This window comes from Mojavia sp., assembly GCF_059505145.1.
Genome location: NZ_JCACKA010000035.1, coordinates 150,643 through 167,956, shown reverse-complemented (window position 1 = coordinate 167,956; position 17,314 = coordinate 150,643). Strand labels below are relative to the sequence as shown.

Here is a 17,314-nt window from a genome sequence, read left to right as displayed (position 1 = left end):
CGCAGGCGGAATTTGTTTCTTAACAAGACTCCAATATTCGGAGTTGTAAGATACAAATTTTCCTCAAGCGACAAGTTTATCTGATCAAATAAAATCTAGCCACGGTTGTAGCGCAACCATTAGCTTGATGTAAATGATTTATATTTGTACAGTACTTAGGTCTTAAATATCGGCTACGAGAAAGTTAAAGCTTGACCACGCACTGACGTATTTAACTGGCCTTTTTCATAAACAATTTCACCACCAACAATAGTTGTGACAGGCCATCCAGTAAGGTTCCAGCCTTCAAAAGGACTCCAACCGCACTTGGTTAAAAGTTCTTCACGTCGGACTGGGTGGTAGGTATTTAAATCTACCAGCACTAAATCAGCATCGTAACCAGGAGCGATCGCTCCCTTATTGGGGATACCATAGGCAACAGCTACAGCTTTGGACATCCAGTGAGCAACTTGGGCAATGGTACACTTTCCTTGCATAGCCGCAGTTAACATTAAAGGTAAAGAAGTTTCTACTCCAGGCATCCCAGAGGGAGTATTGGGATATTCTTGAGCTTTTTCTGCTAAGGTGTGGGGTGCATGGTCTGTGGCGATAAAATCAATCACCCCATCTCGCAAAGCTTGCCAAAGGGCTTCATTATCATAAGGCGATCGCAAAGGTGGATTCATCTGTGCTAAAGTCCCAATCTTTTCATAAGCACTGGTATTCAACATTAAATGCTGTGGTGTCACCTCTGCGGTTACCCAACTTGGTTTATCTTGACGCAACAATTCGGCTTCTTCAGCTGTTGACATATGCAGAATATGCAGCCGACGTTGGTATTTTTTAGAAAGCCTTAAGGCTTGCTTAGTTGCTAATAATGCCGCTTGATTATCTTGAATCTGTGAGTGAATTGCCGGATCATGAATACCTGCAAATTCTTGCCTTCGTTGGTTAATTCTGGCTTGGTCTTCAGCATGAACAGCAATTAGGCGGTCTCCTTGAGCAAATATTGCTTCTAATGCCGTGTCTTGGTCAACCAACAATTGACCATGCATTGACCCCATAAAAATCTTAATTCCTGGTGTCGGTTTTGCGGTTAATAAATCGGGCAAATTCTCGGCTGTTGCCCCGATAAAAAAACCATAATTAACTAAGCACTTAGTGGAGGCACGTTGTAACTTGTCATCTAAAGCTTGCTGGTTAGTGGTTAAAGGACGCGTATTTGGCATTTCCAAAAACGAGGTTACCCCTCCTTTGGCACAGGCACAACTAGCCGTAAATAAATCCTCCTTGTGTTCTAGTCCTGGTTCTCGGAAATGCACCTGGGGATCGATGACTCCTGGCAACAAAGTTAACCCTTGTGCGTCAATCTCCCTGGTTGGCGTTGTAGCTAAGATTTCTGGTGCAACTTCGACTATTTGGCGATCGCGCGTCAACACATCCCCAACCATGAATTCCCCATTGGGTAGAATTATACGAGCGCGGCGAATTAGTAAACTGTGTGTAGATGACATAGGTTAACAACGTTAAGACAGAGGACTATGGGTAACAGACAACTATGTTTTTAGGTTAAACTTGGTTGCGCTCTTTGGTAATAAATTTTTGCCGTAGGTTAAAAAAACGTTTATTTTTAACTATAAATAACCTTGTTAACATGCCGACATAATCAAAAATCAAAGCTCTCCCGTTAAAATTGACAGATACAGTCTTCCTTAGCGAGTTCATTACCCGCATCTTTATCTTTACTTCAGTAATTTCATGCAAAATCAAGTGTCTGATAAAAATTCTAGTCAACAACCTGATAATTCCTGGATTGCAGAGCTAGGTAGAACTGTTGTATTAAGTATCGTTCTAGCTTTGGGAATTCGTACTTTTGTTGCCGAAGCTCGCTGGATTCCCTCTGGTTCAATGGAACCCACCTTGCATGGTACTCCAAACCAGTGGGAGGCAGACAAGATCATTGTGGATAAATTGAAGTATAAGTTTTCGGAACCGCAGCGAGGAGATATTGTAGTCTTTTCGCCCACAGCAGAGCTACAAAAAGAACAATACCAAGATGCCTTTATTAAACGTATAATTGCCTTACCTGGGGAAAAGGTAGAACTCAGGAATGGCAAAGTCTATATCAACAACAAACCCCTCCAAGAAGACAAGTACCTCGGCTTACAACAACGCACAGCCATTGATGTTTGCACATCAGGACAGCAACCGCCTTTCTTAGCAAAATCCCAGACTATACCTTCAGATTCATATTTAGTACTAGGTGATAACCGTAACAGTAGCTACGATAGCCGCTGCTGGGGTGTTGTCCCACGGCAAAATATTATCGGTCGTGCTGTGATTCGTTTCTGGCCACTTAATCACATTGGCGGAATTGATAAATCGCCAGTTTATAAATAGTTAAAAGTGAACATTGAGTTGGAGCTTTGGCTCTTGGCGATTGCCTAATCTTGCTAAAGTAGATCAGTAACGGCAGAACTGTTGATTTGGGATTTTGGATGAAAATAGCATTCTAAAATCCCAGATTCTCAATTAGCTGCTCTGAATTTATCTTGTTTGATGCCGTACTTAGCCAAGATTTTACTTTATCCCATCAAGTCGTTTAATGGCGTAGATGTTGAACACGCAAAAGTTTTTCCTAGTGGCGCGCTAGAATTTGACCGTGAGTTTGCCATTGTTGATCAACAAGGTAAGTTGGTTAATGGCAAGTCCAATGCAAAGATTCATTTAGTGCGATCGCAATTTAATTTTTTAAACAGAACTGTATCTCTACAAATCCCAGGTAGCAACTCACTACAACAATTTCATCTTGATAAAGAACGACAAGCACTAGCAGCGATTTTGAGTGATTTTTTGGGAATGACCATAACATTACAGCAAAATTCTCACATTGGCTTCCCCGATAATACAAACTTACTTGGGCCAACAGTAATCAGTACAGCAACTTTGACAGAAGTGGCTTCCTGGTTCCCCGGTATGAGTGTTGACCAAATGCGCCGTCGGATACGTGCCAACATCGAAATTGCAGATGTGCCACCCTTTTGGGAAGACCAGCTATTTAGTACACAAACAGGCGATACAATTTCTTTTCGCGTAGGAAATGTTTGTTTTTTTGGAGTTCAACCGTGTGAACGGTGTGTCATCCCAATACGCGATCCTGACTCAGGAATACCTTACCCAAACTTTCAAAAAATATTTGTGAAACAGCGGCAAGCAACCTTACCAGACTGGGTAGCCTCATCTTGTTTTAATCATTTTTACAGCTTGGGCGTCAATACACGATTACTCACTTCAGCATCCGAAAGAATTTTAGAAATTGGTAACAAAATTGAAATATTTAAATAATTTTCTTAATTTTTTTAAATATGCAAGTTAAAAAATAGAAAAATCTTAGTATTTTTTTACTTGTTAAAAAACTATTTATCTGATAATTTTTAAATTTTTATAATTGCATTCAAATGTTTGCAGAAGACGAGAGATTTCTCAGGCTGGAAACTAAAATATAACCAATTCAGAATTTGATTTGAAACGTAGTGTAAATAGCAACTATTAACCAAAAAGTTAATACTGTAGTTGATTGGTTAAATTTCAATTAGCATCAATCCGATTGTAAATGAATGTGAATATATTTTACAGTTCATCTGATAAAACCTACTGATTCCTTGCTAGATGAAACTTAGCAAATTAAGGTGTTATAACAAAACTTGGAGATTTAATATAAGAGGAACTAGGACAGCCAAAGAACAATAGCAAATTATTTAATGTGATTTTTTATACAATTTACAGCAGAGTTTTTTGAGTAACAATTCTACTAGATTTTAATGCCATTGTATATTGTATAACAAAATTTTCCTGGTTAACAACTGGGGATCAAATCAAACAAAAATGTTATCTAAACTTCAGTGTGTAAAATCTCTCAACCGCTTAGTTGAAAAAGCTTGTATCAGTATGCTCCTCAAGTTCATTGTCATTGTGCCAATGGTATTGCAAATTTTTGGATCAGTGGGGCTTGTGGGCTATCTTTCGTTTCAAAACGGACAAAAAGCGGTAAAAGAACTTGCGATTCAGCTAGAGAGCGAAATCTGCGATCGCATCGTACAAAACCTTGATAGATACATTACAACCCCTCAACAAATTAATCAAATTAACGGAAATGCGCTTCAGCTAGGATTGCTCAATCTTTCTGACTTTGAAACAGCCGGACTTTACTTTTGGAAACAAATGCAAGTTTTTGATATTGGCTACAATAGCTTTGCCAATTCCAAAGGTGAATTTATTGGTATTGAACGCCTAAATAACGGCAAGATTTTAATTAAAGAAATTTCTGAAAAGAATGGCATTGGTCAAGTTTATATTTACGCTACAGATGACCAGGGAAATCGTAGCTATCTCAAGGAAATTAAAAATTACAATCCCCACTTAGAAGCATGGTATACAAAGGCAGTTAATCTTGGTAAGCCCATCTGGAGTCCAATTTATCAATGGCAAGATAAACCAGAAACTTTAGCCATATCTTCTAGCTATCCCCTTTATGATCGTACTAACAAGCTAGTTGGGGTAATTGGTATTGATATTATATTGTCACAAATTAATAACTTTTTAGCCAAGTTAAAAGTTGGCCATTCGGGAAAAACTTTTATTTTAGAGCGTTCTGGGCTAATAGTAGCTTCCTCAACTTCCGAACCACAATATACTGTCATTAAGGGAAAGGTTCAACGCCTTTTTGCATCAGATAGTAAAGATTCTTTACTCAAACTAACAACTGAGTATTTACTCAAACATTTTGGTAGCTTGGGATTCGTTGTTGGTAAGCAACACTTGAGCTTTACCAGCAATGGAGTCCGTTACTTTGTGCAGCTAAAAAATTGGAGAGACGAGCTTGGTCTGGATTGGCTGATTGTAGTGGTGATGTCCGAAGCCGACTTTATGCAACAAATTACTGCTAGCAACAACGCCACCATTCTATTATGCATAGTTACCTTTTTAGCAGCAACACAATTCAGCCTTTTGACTGCTCAGTGGTTAACCAATTCAATTGTGCAATTAAATAAAGCAGCTAAAAAAATTGCTACAGATAAATTGGAACAGGCAACAAAAACTGAACGTTTCGACGAACTGGTGGAACTAGTCAATTCATTTCATAGCATGGAAAAGCAATTGCAAAAGTCTTTTGCTGCCTGGAAAGCGAAATATACTGAAATAGAATTAGAGGACAATATTGCTTTTGGCAACACTAAAATATCAGAAAATACTCAAGGCAAACAAACAGAAAAGTTATTAGCAGAATACAATTGCATCTTAGAATCACAAGTTAAAAAACGTACTCAAGAACTTTTAAAAGTTATTCAAAAACTTCAAAGCACCCAACAAGAACTGATTCAATCTCAAAAAATCGCAGCCAGGGAGAAAAAAGCTGCGGAGCGGGCAAACCGTGCCAAAAGTAAATTTCTTGCCAACATGAGCCATGAACTACGCACCCCGCTCAATGCCATTCTGGGTTTCACTCAAGTCATGAGCCATGATAATTCTTTATCTACTGAACATCAAGAAAGCTTGGCAATTATTAATCGTGCTGGTGAGCATCTTCTCAATTTAATTAACGACATTTTAGAAATGTCTAAAATTGAGGCTGGTAAAATCACCTTAAATATTAAAACTTTTGACTTAATTCGCTTTTTAGAAAGCTTGGAAGAAATGTTGCGCTTCCGAACTGCTGCTAAAGACTTACAACTAATATTTGAATCTACTCCTGACCTTCCCCAATATGTGCAAACAGATGAAAGCAAACTGCGTCAAGTCTTGCTCAACCTCTTGGGAAATGCCATCAAATTTACTGATACTGGAAGCGTAACACTGAGAGTGAGAGTAGAAGAGAATAGGAAACTGATGGCTAAGAAAGAATCTTCTCGATTTTTAATTTTTGAAGTAGAAGATACTGGGTCTGGTATTGCCCCTCAAGAAATTAACTTACTTTTTGAAGCTTTTGGGCAAACCGAAACCGGAAGGAAATCGCAACAAGGAACAGGGCTAGGTTTAGCAATTAGCCGCAAATATATACAAATGTTAGGCGGAAATATAAGCGCTACTAGCACTGTCGGTGAGGGAAGTCGATTTACCTTTAATATTCAAATCAGCCTAGCCTCAGCTAGTCAAATTCAGATTCAGCAAAGTCAACGCCAGATTATTGGTTTAGCACCTGCTCAAGCGGAATACCGCATATTAGTGGTTGACGACGCCCAAGATAGCCGTCTTGTGTTAGTTAAACTACTAACAGCTATTGGCTTTGCAGTCCGCGAAGCTACCAATGGTCAAGAAGCGATCGCCCAATGGATGGAATGGCAACCACACCTGATCTTTATGGATATGCGAATGCCTGTTATGGATGGCTATCAAGCCACGAGAGTGATTAAAGCTAGAGAAAGAAGGCATGGAGAAGGAATTTTGCCGCTTTATGCCAGTATGTACCAGTCAGTAAACTCATCGATACAACTAGCTTCTCAGTGTCTAATGATGCCAGTATGCACCTGTGAACAAACCTGCCATACCCATACCATCATTATTGCCTTGACTGCTAGCGCCTTTGAGGAAGAACGGCAGAAAATTTTATTAACCGGTTGCGATGATTTTATTCGCAAGCCATTTACTCAACAAATATTACTAGAAAAGGTCAGCAAACATCTGGGTGTAAAATATGTCAGTCCAATAGAAGTTTTAAATACATCTGCTAGCCAACAGACACAGATATTTCTCAGTGAAGCTGATATTATGCAGCATTTGTCACAGATGCCTCCTCAGTGGCTAGAACATCTACGTTATGCCGCAGCTAGCTGTAGCGATGACATGATTTTAGAGTTGCTTGAGCAAATTCCCTCAGAAAATAGTCATCTTTTCCGACTTTTCAGGGATTTAGCAAACAACTATCAGTTTGAGAAAATTATGGAATTAATTAGAACAAACGCAGAATGAATTACGAGCGGTTAGATTCTGATAAAAAAGATATTTTGCTCATCGACGACATGGCAAATAACCTGCGAGTTTTATCCTCGCTCCTAGCAAGAGAAGGATATAACGTTCGTAAAGCTTTGAACTGGCAAATGGCTTTGACTGCTTGTCAAACAGTATTACCAGATCTAATCTTACTCGACATTATGATGCCAGAGGTCGATGGCTATGAGGTTTGTCAGCGTTTGAAAGCTTGGGAGCTAACTGCTGATATCCCCGTAATCTTCATTAGTGCGTTAGATGATGTTTTTGACAAAGTGAAAGCTTTTAGAGTCGGAGGTGTAGACTACATCACCAAACCATTTGAATTAGAAGAAGTTTTAGTACGTGTGCAAAATCAACTGGCGTTGAGAACAGCAAAATTAGAAATTATTAAGCTCAATGTTGAGTTGGAACAAAGGGTGAAACAACGCACTACGGAGCTAGAAAAAGCGCTGCAAAAACTTCAAGGGGAAATCGCTTATCGCCAGCAATTACAAAGTAAGCTGTTAGACATAGCATTACATGATTCGCTCACAGGCTTACCAAATAGAGTTTTGTTTATCAGACGATTAGAAAAAGCTTTAAACCGTGCTAAACAACAATCCGATTATCAATTTGCTATACTTTATTTAGACTGCGATCGCTTCAAAGTAGTCAATGATTCTCTTGGGCATTTGGTGGGAGATGAATTACTTTTAAGCATTTCTCACCGTCTTCAAGCATCTTTAATGTCTACTGATACTCTAGCAAGATTAGGTGGTGACGAATTTGCCATTCTTCTAGAAAACCCAATAGATATTAATCAGGTAATTAAAGTTGCTGAACTGATTCTAAAACAACTATCCCTCACTTTTAAATTATCGAGATATGAGGTTTTTATGAATGCCAGTATTGGCATTGCTTGGGGAAATCGAGATTATGAGCGTCCAGAGTATGTTCTACGAGATGCTGACACAGCAATGTATCGTGCCAAGGCTTTAGGAAGAGCTAGATACCACGTTTTTGATCCAGTAATGTATCAAGAAGCTATCCAGCTTTTAGAGCTAGAAAATGATCTGCGAAGAGCTGTTGCACGACAAGAATTTATTGTTTACTATCAACCAATTGTTTCGCTAATAACAGGCAGAATTGCTGGATTTGAAGCACTGGTGCGCTGGCAACATCCAATTCGAGGATTAATTCTTCCTACCGAATTTATTCCTGTAGCAGAAGAAACAGGTTTGATTAATATCATCAATACTTGGGTATTGCAGTCAGCTTGCCAACAATTACGCTCATGGCAACATCATCCAGCAATCTCAGAAACCCTAACTATTAGCGTTAATTTGAGCGCAAGGTTATTTGCACAACCTAACTTGATAGCACAAATTGATGAAATTATTGACGCAACTAAAGTAAATCCTGCCAACTTAGAGTTGGAAATTACAGAAAGTGTAATTATGGAAAATAGAGATGCAGTTAAAATAGTTCTTCAGCAATTACAAGAGCGAGAGATTAAGTTAATTATGGATGACTTTGGTACAGGTTATTCGTCCCTTAGTTATTTACATAGCTTTCCTTTGAATGGTCTGAAAATTGACAAATCATTTGTCAAACGTATGCAGGAAAATCAAGAAGATATGGGTTTAGTTCCCGCTATGATTGGTATTGCTGAATCAATGGGAATGAGGGTGATTGCTGAAGGTGTCGAAACTATAGAACAGTTAGCTCTCTTGAGAAGTTTAAACTGTGAGTTTGCTCAAGGATATCTGTTTTCTAAACCTATAGAACAAAAATCGGTTATTAATTTACTCGCGGCAGCACCTCAATGGTAATTAATATCTATCCAATGAAGCAACTTAATTACTTAAGTTTCGGTTGAATGATACATATAAAAAAACATAGTTAAAGAGCAGTTAGAGAATCTGGCTATCTAGTCTAATACTATTAAATATTAAATTGATAATTTGAAAATACTTAAACCTAAAATGAACTTAAACCAAAATAACAATTATAAAGGTAATATTTTGGTTGTTGATGATACTCCAGACAACTTGCGGCTTTTATCGGCAATGTTAACGGCACAAGGTTATGAAGTTCGCAAAGCCTTAAACGGTAAAATGGCCCTAACTGCCTGCCGGATTGTTTTACCTGATGTGATTTTGCTGGATATTAATATGCCAGATATGGATGGTTATCAAGTTTGCCAACAACTAAAAGCCGACGATGCAACTTCTGTAGTGCCAGTAATTTTTATTAGTGCATTGGATGATGTTTTAGATAAGGTTAAAGCCTTTGATATCGGAGGCGCTGATTATATTACTAAACCGTTTCATGGGGCAGAAGTTATATCACGAATTGAGAATCAAATTAATTTACGTTTGCTCCAAACTAAACTTCAAGAACAGAATTTTTTATTACAAGAGGCTCTTGGCAATTTGAAAACCTCTCAAGTTCAACAAATTCAAAACGAAAAGATGGTAGCATTGGGGCAGTTGGTAGCTGGGATTGCTCACGAAGTTAATAACCCAATCAGTTTTATCTATGGCAATCTCCAATATGCTGGTGAATATATACAAAACTTAGTGGATATTATTGAGGCCTATCAGCAGGAATATCCACAACCAACTTCTAAAATTGAGAAAATATTTAAGGACATAGATTTCAATTTTGTAACTAAGGATCTGCAAACCTTGATGGGTGCAATGTATAGAGGTGCAGATCGCATTCGAGAAATTGTGCTAGCACTACAAAACTTCTCTAGGCACGACGAAGCGCTGATGAAGCAGGTAAATATCCATGAAGGCATTGATAGCACCTTAGTGATGTTACAGCATCGACTCAGGGAAACAGCAAATCGTCCTAACATCGTTGTTATCAAAGATTACGGCAACCTACCCTTGGTTACCTGCTATGCCAGTGAACTGAACCAAGTATTTATGCATTTGTTGAATAATGCGATTGATGCATTAGAACAAGGGGCTGGAAACTGGGGGCTAGGAAGTGGGGAAGGTTCTCAATCCTCTATTCCCAGCATTAAAATTCATACACAGGTAACAGAGCCTAACCAGGTGAAGATTGCGATCGCTGATAATGGCCCTGGTATGGATAAGTCTTTGCAATCACGCTTATTTAATCCATTTTTTACCACAAAACCTGTAGGCAAAGGCAGCGGACTAGGCTTGTCGATTAGCTATCAGATTGTGGTGCAAAAACATCGCGGGCTAATTACTTGTTTTTCATCACCAGGGCAAGGAGCAGAGTTTGTACTCGAAATTCCTGTAGAGCAAGCTTAGTATTAAGTTCTTTGGTAGTGCTTGTATTACTTAATACCAAACTAAATATATTTGCTTTCATTAGTGACAAATGTTACATATAATAACCTAGTAAATGTGTTGATAACCGAACTTGTAATTGGAGAGTAACGCGCCTCGGAAGTAAAAATGAGGAAATCGGGACTTTTTATTTGTAACAGACTACATTTTTCAGTCGCATAAAAGCATAATAGAAATGTGACTGAATTGTTTGCCCCTTTACAATCCCTGAAAGAAGGTCACTGGTTCAAGCTCATTTGTGGAGCCAGTTTCCAACATTTGCCTGCGGTCAGAAGTTTAACATTAGCCTACACTTTGGCGGGTGCTGACTGCATAGATGTGGCAGCTGATCCGGCAGTGATTACAGCAGCGCAAGAAGCACTGCAAGTAGCCAGTAATTTAGCAGGAGATGCTCAAAACAGAGGCTTTGGCTACAAAGGAAACTTACCGTTTTTAATGGTCAGCCTGAATGATGGAGAAGATCCCCATTTTCGCAAAGCAGAGTTTAATTCTGCTGAGTGCCCCAAAGACTGTCCTAGACCTTGTGAAAAAATTTGTCCGGCACAAGCAATTGTGTTTAACGGTATAAAAGAAAACTACTTAGGTGTAATATCCCAAAAGTGCTATGGCTGTGGTCGTTGCATACCCGTTTGCCCATATGATATAATTTATACAAGCTCATATATGTCAACGCCAGGAGCGATCGCACCATTGGTAATGTCAACAGGAGTGGATGCCGTAGAAATTCATACAAAAGTAGGGCGTTTAGCAGAATTTCAACGATTGTGGCAAGCCATTTCACCTTGGGCTGATCAACTAAAAGTATTAGCCATTAGTTGTCCCGATGGCGAGGGGATGATTGACTACCTTCATGCACTCTATGACCTAATTGCCCCATGTCCTAGCGCCTTAATTTGGCAGACTGATGGTCGTCCTATGAGTGGTGATATTGGCGATGGCACTACTTTAGCAGCAGTAAAATTAGGACAAAAAGTTTTGGCAGCTAAGTTACCGGGATATGTGCAGCTAGCAGGTGGCACTAACAGCTACACCGTTGCCAAGTTGAAGGCAATGGGACTGCTGAAGGAAGCAGGGGAGCAGGGAGAAGGGAGCAAGGGCGAAATTTCCTCTCCTCTGCCCCCTGCCTCCTGCCCCTCTGCCTCAATTGCCGGAGTAGCCTACGGTAGCTACGCCCGTGTACTGCTGTCACCAATTCTTGAGCAGTTGGAAAATAAGGAGGTGAGTAACACCAGTGTTAAGGCGACTGTCCGCCTGGAAGAAGACGAAGTATTTCTCTGGGAAGCTGTAGAGCTTGCCTATTCTCTCGTTTCCCAGATCAAGTCACAACAGGAGCGCTAATCGCTCGTTCGTTATCTCTAAAAACGTCACCATAGAAAGCATGACGATTACAGACGATCTCCAAAAGTTGTTAGACATTTTGCCCCAAGACCTACGACAAGTACTAGAGGATCATCCTAAACGAGACAGTTTAGTCGAAGTGGTCTTGGATCTGGGTCGTCGCCCAGAGGCTCGCTTCCCTAATCAAGCTGAGTATCTGAGCGAGAAGCCCGTCACTCAAGAACAGATAGATGATTGCATTCAGCGAGTCGGAATTTTTGGCGGAGATAATCGAGCAGGAATTGAGCAGACTTTGCACCGAATCAGCGCTATCCGCAACCGCACTGGTAAGATTATTGGCTTGACGTGTCGGGTCGGGCGGGCGGTATTTGGCACAATTGGCATGATTCGTGATTTGGTAGAAACTGGTAAATCGATTCTCATGCTGGGGCGGCCAGGGGTTGGTAAAACTACTGCCTTGCGGGAAATTGCCCGTGTTTTGGCCGATGATCTCAATAAGCGAGTAGTGATTATCGATACCTCCAACGAAATCGCTGGGGATGGTGATGTTGCCCACCCCGCCATTGGTCGCGCCAGACGGATGCAAGTAGCTCATCCAGAACTTCAACATCAGGTGATGATTGAGGCAGTAGAAAACCATATGCCAGAAGTCATCGTAATTGATGAAATTGGCACAGAACTAGAAGCGTTGGCAGCTCGTACCATCGCTGAACGGGGTGTGCAACTGGTAGGTACTGCTCATGGTAATCAGATAGAAAACCTGATCAAAAACCCCACACTTTCTGATTTAGTTGGGGGTATCCAAGCGGTGACGTTAGGAGATGATGAAGCGAGACGCCGAGGCAGTCAAAAGACTGTTTTAGAACGTAAAGCTCCTCCCACATTCGAGATTGCTGTGGAAATGTTAGAACGGCAACGTTGGGTAGTACACGAAAGCGTTGCTGACACGGTAGATAATCTGCTTAGGGGACGACAGCCTAACCCACAAACGAGAACCGTGGATGAGCAGGGAAAAGTCTCGATTACGCGACAGTTGGCTGTGGTTAACGGTCGCGGTGGGCACCTCACAGTTGCCGATGACTCTTCTTCAGCAGCGCGGCCAGCCAATGGTTGGCGCTCATCTGGGCAAATGGTAGCCTTACCGCCATTGTCTGTAGAGCGGGAGAGAGTGACTGGGCGCACTGAGTTTGACCGCTTGCTGGATGAATCTTTCAATTACTCGGAAACGATTGATTTTAAAGCCACCAGAGAGCCAGGGCCAAATGGTGAAGATTTGCCACTGCACGTTTACCCCTATGGCGTCAGTCGCCACCAACTCGAACAAGTAATCAACGTGCTAACTTTGCCAGTGATATTGACAAAAGATATTGATAGTGCCGATGCAATTTTGGCACTGCGATCGCACGTCAAAAACCACGCCAAATTAAGGCAAATGGCCAAAGCCCGTCATGTACCGATCCACGTCATTAAGTCCAGCACGATTCCGCAAATTACCCGTGGCTTGCGGCGGTTGCTGAACATTGATGATCCAGACATGGCCGATGACCGAGAACTGCAACTGTTTTTGCACAGTGGCAGCGATGATGAAATGGACGCCCTAGAAGAAGCTAGGCTGGCAGTAGAACAGATAGTAATTCCCAAAGGACAACCAGTCGAGTTATTGCCTCGTTCTCCCCAAGTCCGCAAAATGCAACATGAGTTGGTAGAACATTATCGGCTCAAGTCCCATAGTTTTGGTGAAGAACCAAATCGCCGCTTAAGAATTTATCCGGCGTAATTTCACCCTTATCCCCTCTTCTACTATCAGGAGAGGGGAATTAACAACACAAACTTCATGTCTTATAGAAACTTCTGTTACTGGATACTTTATTCCCAGTAGAACAGATGCTCAGAGGACGTTATAAAAGTATTAAAGGAATTAATCAAGCAAGCCTTCGCGCATTAACTGAATCATTTTACATGGGCTTTTTGAGACTTTTCAAACATCATCGAAAGATATAAACTTGATAGCCCACATTCAACTTGACTTTCCTAATTACAAATTAATGCTTATCCCTTTGAAGAAGCTTTCACTTCATTAGCAATGATGCCTATTAAATTCAACTTACTCAAAATTTCTTGAGCTTGAGTTAGTTCATTTGGGGTAATCTGACCAATACGTACTACGATTGCAATTGCATTACATAAAGATGCTACGATACTGGCATCAACTCTGTCTAAAATAGCAGGAGTATCTATGATTACTAAGTCATAGGTTTGCTCAAATACTTCGAGAAGTTCTTTCATCCGCTCAGAACTGAGCAATTTTACTGCATCTTCTGGAACAGGCCCAGCAGTTAAAATATCAATGGCAGGATGAATCGGCTGGATATAATCTGCAACAGATGTATTTGTTTCATCAACCAATAATAAAGATAAACCCCAGTCATTAGAGATTTCTAGAATCTTGTGCAAGCAGGGATACCGCAGGTTAGCATCAATCACTAGTACCCGTTGATGCATGTGAGCAGCACTAGCCGCAAGTCCTAGTGACAAGGTTGTTTTTCCTTCACCAGCTAGTGCTGAAGTCAACATCAGAGATTTAAAAGGCAAAGGACACTTTAATATTTGAATATTTTGGTAGACCATATCCATATTTTCGTGATATGGCAATTTAGTTCTAGTCTCTACCACTGAGGGAGCTAAATTTCGCCGTCCATTCCAAGATAAGCGTGGAAGACGCTTCTTCATTTCACGGTCGGTAACTAATTTAGGTACTGTCCCTAGTAGCCAGAGGTTCGTTAGCTTTTGTAATTCTCGCAAAGAATAAATTTTATTATCAGACAGTTCCCAAATTAGTGCTGCCACCACACCTAAAATTGGTCCTATTATTACTCCCCCAAGTAAAAGTAATAATCTGCCCCTACCTGTATAAGCACCCAGATCTGGTGCTTCCAAGACTTGCCAATCAAACCCTCCTTGAGCAATTTTCAGCCCCAACGACTGTTGCGCCTGGAGCACCTGTTCAAGTGTTTTGCGATTCGTTTGTACCTCTGACAAGAGACGATTATACTCTGCTATTAAGCTGGGATATTTGTTTAGTTCTGAGCGAAGTCGCTTTTCAGAATCAATTAGACTTTTTTGATTGGCAATTAGCCCTAGAGCAGCCGTTTGGACTTGAATAACCTCTTCGATTAACTTTGAGCCAACGCCTACCATTTGCCCTTGGGTTAATAGTAGTTGTTTAGAATTGCCTGGATTGGCAACTTTGTCTTTTAGCGATCTTCCCGCTTCTTGTCGTAGCAACGCTAGTTGACTTTGACGTTGCTGCTTGAGTTTTTGCACAGTTGGGGAATTTTCTGTATAGCGCAACTGTTCCTGAGTTAGAGCCAGTTCAGTTTTTTGAATCTCATCGAGTAGAGATTGGTAGCGTGCTGACTGACTCAAACGGGAGGAAGACACCATTTTTTGCTCTAGGTTAGAGTGGCGAGCACGTGTGTCTTGAAGCTGTGCGCGAGTAGTTTGTAACTGTTTTTGAATGTCCGCAAGAGATTCTGAAATAATTTTGCTTTGTATTTCCGGATCAACTAAATTATGCTTTTTGCGAAATTGTTCTAAATTCTTCTCAGATTTACTTACTGCTTTTTTAATTTCTGGCAGACGAGCATTTACGAAAGAAAGCCCTCTATCTAAACGCTCTTTTTGCTGTTCTATGTTGTACTTTTGATAAGTAGTTTGTAAAGCTTGCAGCACTCTTTGTGCTTTTACTGGATCATTATCTTTGAAAGAAATCTCAAATACTTGGCTAGGAATTTTATTGATTCCTGTACCACTTTCTATTTGAGTTATATTCAAAGGTGATGTTCTACCTTTTCCTTTTTTCCCTTTGATATCTTCTAAGGTAATATTTGGATAATTAGGACGCAGCAAATCTACAGCTTTTTGAATCAACTTTGAACTCAGCATCAGTTTTAGCTGAGATGTATAATCAATAACTTGAAAATTAGAATTTGTAACTTCGCTGTCTGCATCTCTCTCGATATTACTTGAGCGTACCCCCTCATATAAGTTGGAACTTACTAATAACTGCATAGAGCTTTGGTACGTCGGTTTAGCAACAGCAGCTAAGATGCTTGCAACTAACATCACTATGCAGGAAATACCCAATATCAGATGGCGTCTGTGGGACAGAATTGTAGTAAATTGTTTGATGTCAACTGAGTTTTGTGAAGAGTTTATGGACATTTGCCCTTGATTTAAACTAGTGTTATTCATGATAAAATTCCTCTAATATCAAAATAATAAATCAGGAAAATTATCAAAAAATTTATTTGAAGTGAATTTTTCTGAACCTATAGACGAAACTTTAACTAAAATGATTCCAAGATGGAAAAAATGTTTCTACTGCATACAATTACGTAGACAAATGTAGCTAATCTGCCTAAAGTTTTATACATTATCAAATAATGCGATAGCTGCTACTAAGTTATGAGAATCAAATTACACAACATTATAAAAGTACGTTTTAGCATATTGCTGTTAGAGTAATTTTAAATATAATAATTAGAACCAAATAATATTTTTTAAACATATTATTTATAATTCAATAAAACTATTATTAAAACTTACAGCAGATTTGAGGTAAATGAGGCACACTAAATATTAGTGCATCAAGAATTACAATGAAACCGTACTCAGTTGACCTACGAGAAAAAATAGTAAATGCATACGAAAGAGGTGGCACGTCAATCAGAAAAGTTGCTGTTCAATTTGGTGTAGCAAAAAGCTATGTACAAAAGCTCCTCCAGCTACAGAAAACCCAAGGTCATCTAGAACCTAAAAAGCAAGGTGGGACAATTAAGGGTAAATTGGATGAGTACGGTAGCGAATTAGCCGAAATGGTTAAAAGCCATCCAGACGCAACTTTATCAGAATACTGCGAGTATTTTGGAGAAAAATATAACGTTTGGGTATGTGCAAGTGTAATGTGCTGTGCATTACAAAAACAAAAAATAACACGAAAAAAAAGACTTTACGCAGTAGCCAAGCGAAAACAGAAAGAGTCCAAAGGCTGAGAATAGAGTATTGGGATAAGGTAAAACACATAGACCCAGAAGACCTTGTTTTTATTGATGAAATGGGTGTTTTACTTGGTTTAACTCGGACTCATGCCAGAAGCGACAAGGGCAGTAGGGTGTATGATTTTAAACCATATTATCGAGGTGCGAAAGTCAGTGTAATCGGGGGAATCAGCTTAAAGAAAGTTTTAGCTGTCATGACTTTAAATGGTTCAATGGACGGGGATGTATATAAAGTCTTTACCCTTACATTTTTTGCTTCCACAATTATGGACTGGTGCAGTAGTTGTGATGGATAATCTTCCTGCACATCAAGTCGCAGAAATTAAACCCTTAATTGAAGGAGTTGGTGCAAGTGTTCTGTACCTGTCTCCTTATTCCCCGGAATTTAACCCCATTGAACATTGGTGGTCACAGTTAAAAGCGTTCTTGAAACAATTTTCTCCCAAAACTGCATCTGGAGTCGATGGTTTAATTAAAATAGCGCTTCAATTAATTAATCCTGAACATCTCAAAAATTGGTTTACAAATTGCTGCTACTGTACCTCATAAACTCCAAATATGCTGTATATACGCTATTTATAGGTTATATTTTGATAAAAATTTAAATTAATTTTAAATAATAATATGTAGATACAAGAC

Annotated in this window: 12 protein-coding genes; 10 read left to right on the top strand and 2 right to left on the bottom strand. The window is 39.7% G+C overall.

All coding sequences use genetic code 11. From position 1 onward, the window contains the following. Positions 1-173 precede the first annotated feature (173 nt). Positions 174-1,493 carry a dihydroorotase gene (locus AC5JL8_RS06280; protein ID WP_495878914.1) on the bottom strand — a complete coding sequence of 440 codons (1,320 nt, stop codon included), beginning with the start codon at positions 1,491-1,493 and terminating at the stop codon, positions 174-176. A gap of 244 nt (positions 1,494-1,737) precedes the next feature. On the opposite strand from AC5JL8_RS06280, the gene lepB reads away from it, so the two are divergent. The 7 genes from lepB to AC5JL8_RS06245 all read left to right on the top strand — a co-directional run bounded on the left by lepB (position 1,738) and on the right by AC5JL8_RS06245 (position 13,392). Then, a complete protein-coding gene (gene lepB, locus AC5JL8_RS06275) occupies positions 1,738-2,379 on the top strand; it encodes a signal peptidase I (RefSeq protein WP_495878913.1) in 642 nt (213 codons plus the stop codon). 159 nt (positions 2,380-2,538) lie between these two features. Beyond that, complete coding sequence (locus tag AC5JL8_RS06270; RefSeq protein WP_495878912.1) at positions 2,539-3,324, top strand: MOSC domain-containing protein; 786 nt, start codon at positions 2,539-2,541, stop codon at positions 3,322-3,324. 540 nt (positions 3,325-3,864) lie between these two features. Next, entirely contained in the window at positions 3,865-6,945 is a 3,081-nt protein-coding gene (locus AC5JL8_RS06265) for an ATP-binding protein (RefSeq protein WP_495878911.1), read from the top strand. After that, entirely contained in the window at positions 6,942-8,777 is a 1,836-nt protein-coding gene (locus AC5JL8_RS06260; RefSeq protein ID WP_495878910.1) for a two-component system response regulator, read from the top strand. The genes AC5JL8_RS06265 and AC5JL8_RS06260 overlap by 4 nt, the downstream gene beginning before the upstream one ends. Positions 8,778-8,930: 153 nt before the next feature. Next, positions 8,931-10,238, top strand: coding sequence for a hybrid sensor histidine kinase/response regulator (locus AC5JL8_RS06255; RefSeq protein WP_495878909.1), 1,308 nt, complete (start codon positions 8,931-8,933; stop codon positions 10,236-10,238). Between the two features lie 216 nt (positions 10,239-10,454). Continuing rightward, positions 10,455-11,615: a circadian clock protein LdpA gene (ldpA, locus tag AC5JL8_RS06250; protein ID WP_495878908.1), complete on the top strand. Its 1,161-nt coding sequence runs from the start codon at positions 10,455-10,457 to the stop codon at positions 11,613-11,615. Positions 11,616-11,655: 40 nt separating this feature from the next. Beyond that, on the top strand, positions 11,656-13,392 hold the full coding sequence (locus tag AC5JL8_RS06245; protein WP_495878907.1) for a R3H domain-containing nucleic acid-binding protein: 1,737 nt from the start codon (positions 11,656-11,658) through the stop codon (positions 13,390-13,392). 272 nt (positions 13,393-13,664) lie between these two features. Here AC5JL8_RS06245 and AC5JL8_RS06240 read toward each other — a convergent pair whose 3' ends face one another. After that, positions 13,665-15,869, bottom strand: a complete 2,205-nt coding sequence (locus tag AC5JL8_RS06240; protein WP_495878906.1) for a GumC family protein — start codon at positions 15,867-15,869, stop codon at positions 13,665-13,667. A gap of 407 nt (positions 15,870-16,276) precedes the next feature. Here AC5JL8_RS06240 and AC5JL8_RS06235 point away from each other — a divergent pair, with 407 nt between their 5' ends. From AC5JL8_RS06235 to AC5JL8_RS06225, 3 genes are read left to right on the top strand one after another with little or no spacing between them, the layout of a single operon-like run. Continuing rightward, on the top strand, positions 16,277-16,669 hold the full coding sequence (locus AC5JL8_RS06235) for a helix-turn-helix domain-containing protein (RefSeq protein WP_495878905.1): 393 nt from the start codon (positions 16,277-16,279) through the stop codon (positions 16,667-16,669). Then, positions 16,567-16,971 (top strand): transposase, encoded by a 405-nt coding sequence (locus AC5JL8_RS06230; protein WP_495878904.1) that lies wholly within the window; start codon positions 16,567-16,569, stop codon positions 16,969-16,971. The genes AC5JL8_RS06235 and AC5JL8_RS06230 overlap by 103 nt, the downstream gene beginning before the upstream one ends. Next, positions 16,880-17,224 (top strand): transposase, encoded by a 345-nt coding sequence (locus AC5JL8_RS06225; RefSeq protein ID WP_495878903.1) that lies wholly within the window; start codon positions 16,880-16,882, stop codon positions 17,222-17,224. The genes AC5JL8_RS06230 and AC5JL8_RS06225 overlap by 92 nt, the downstream gene beginning before the upstream one ends. Positions 17,225-17,314 lie beyond the last annotated feature (90 nt).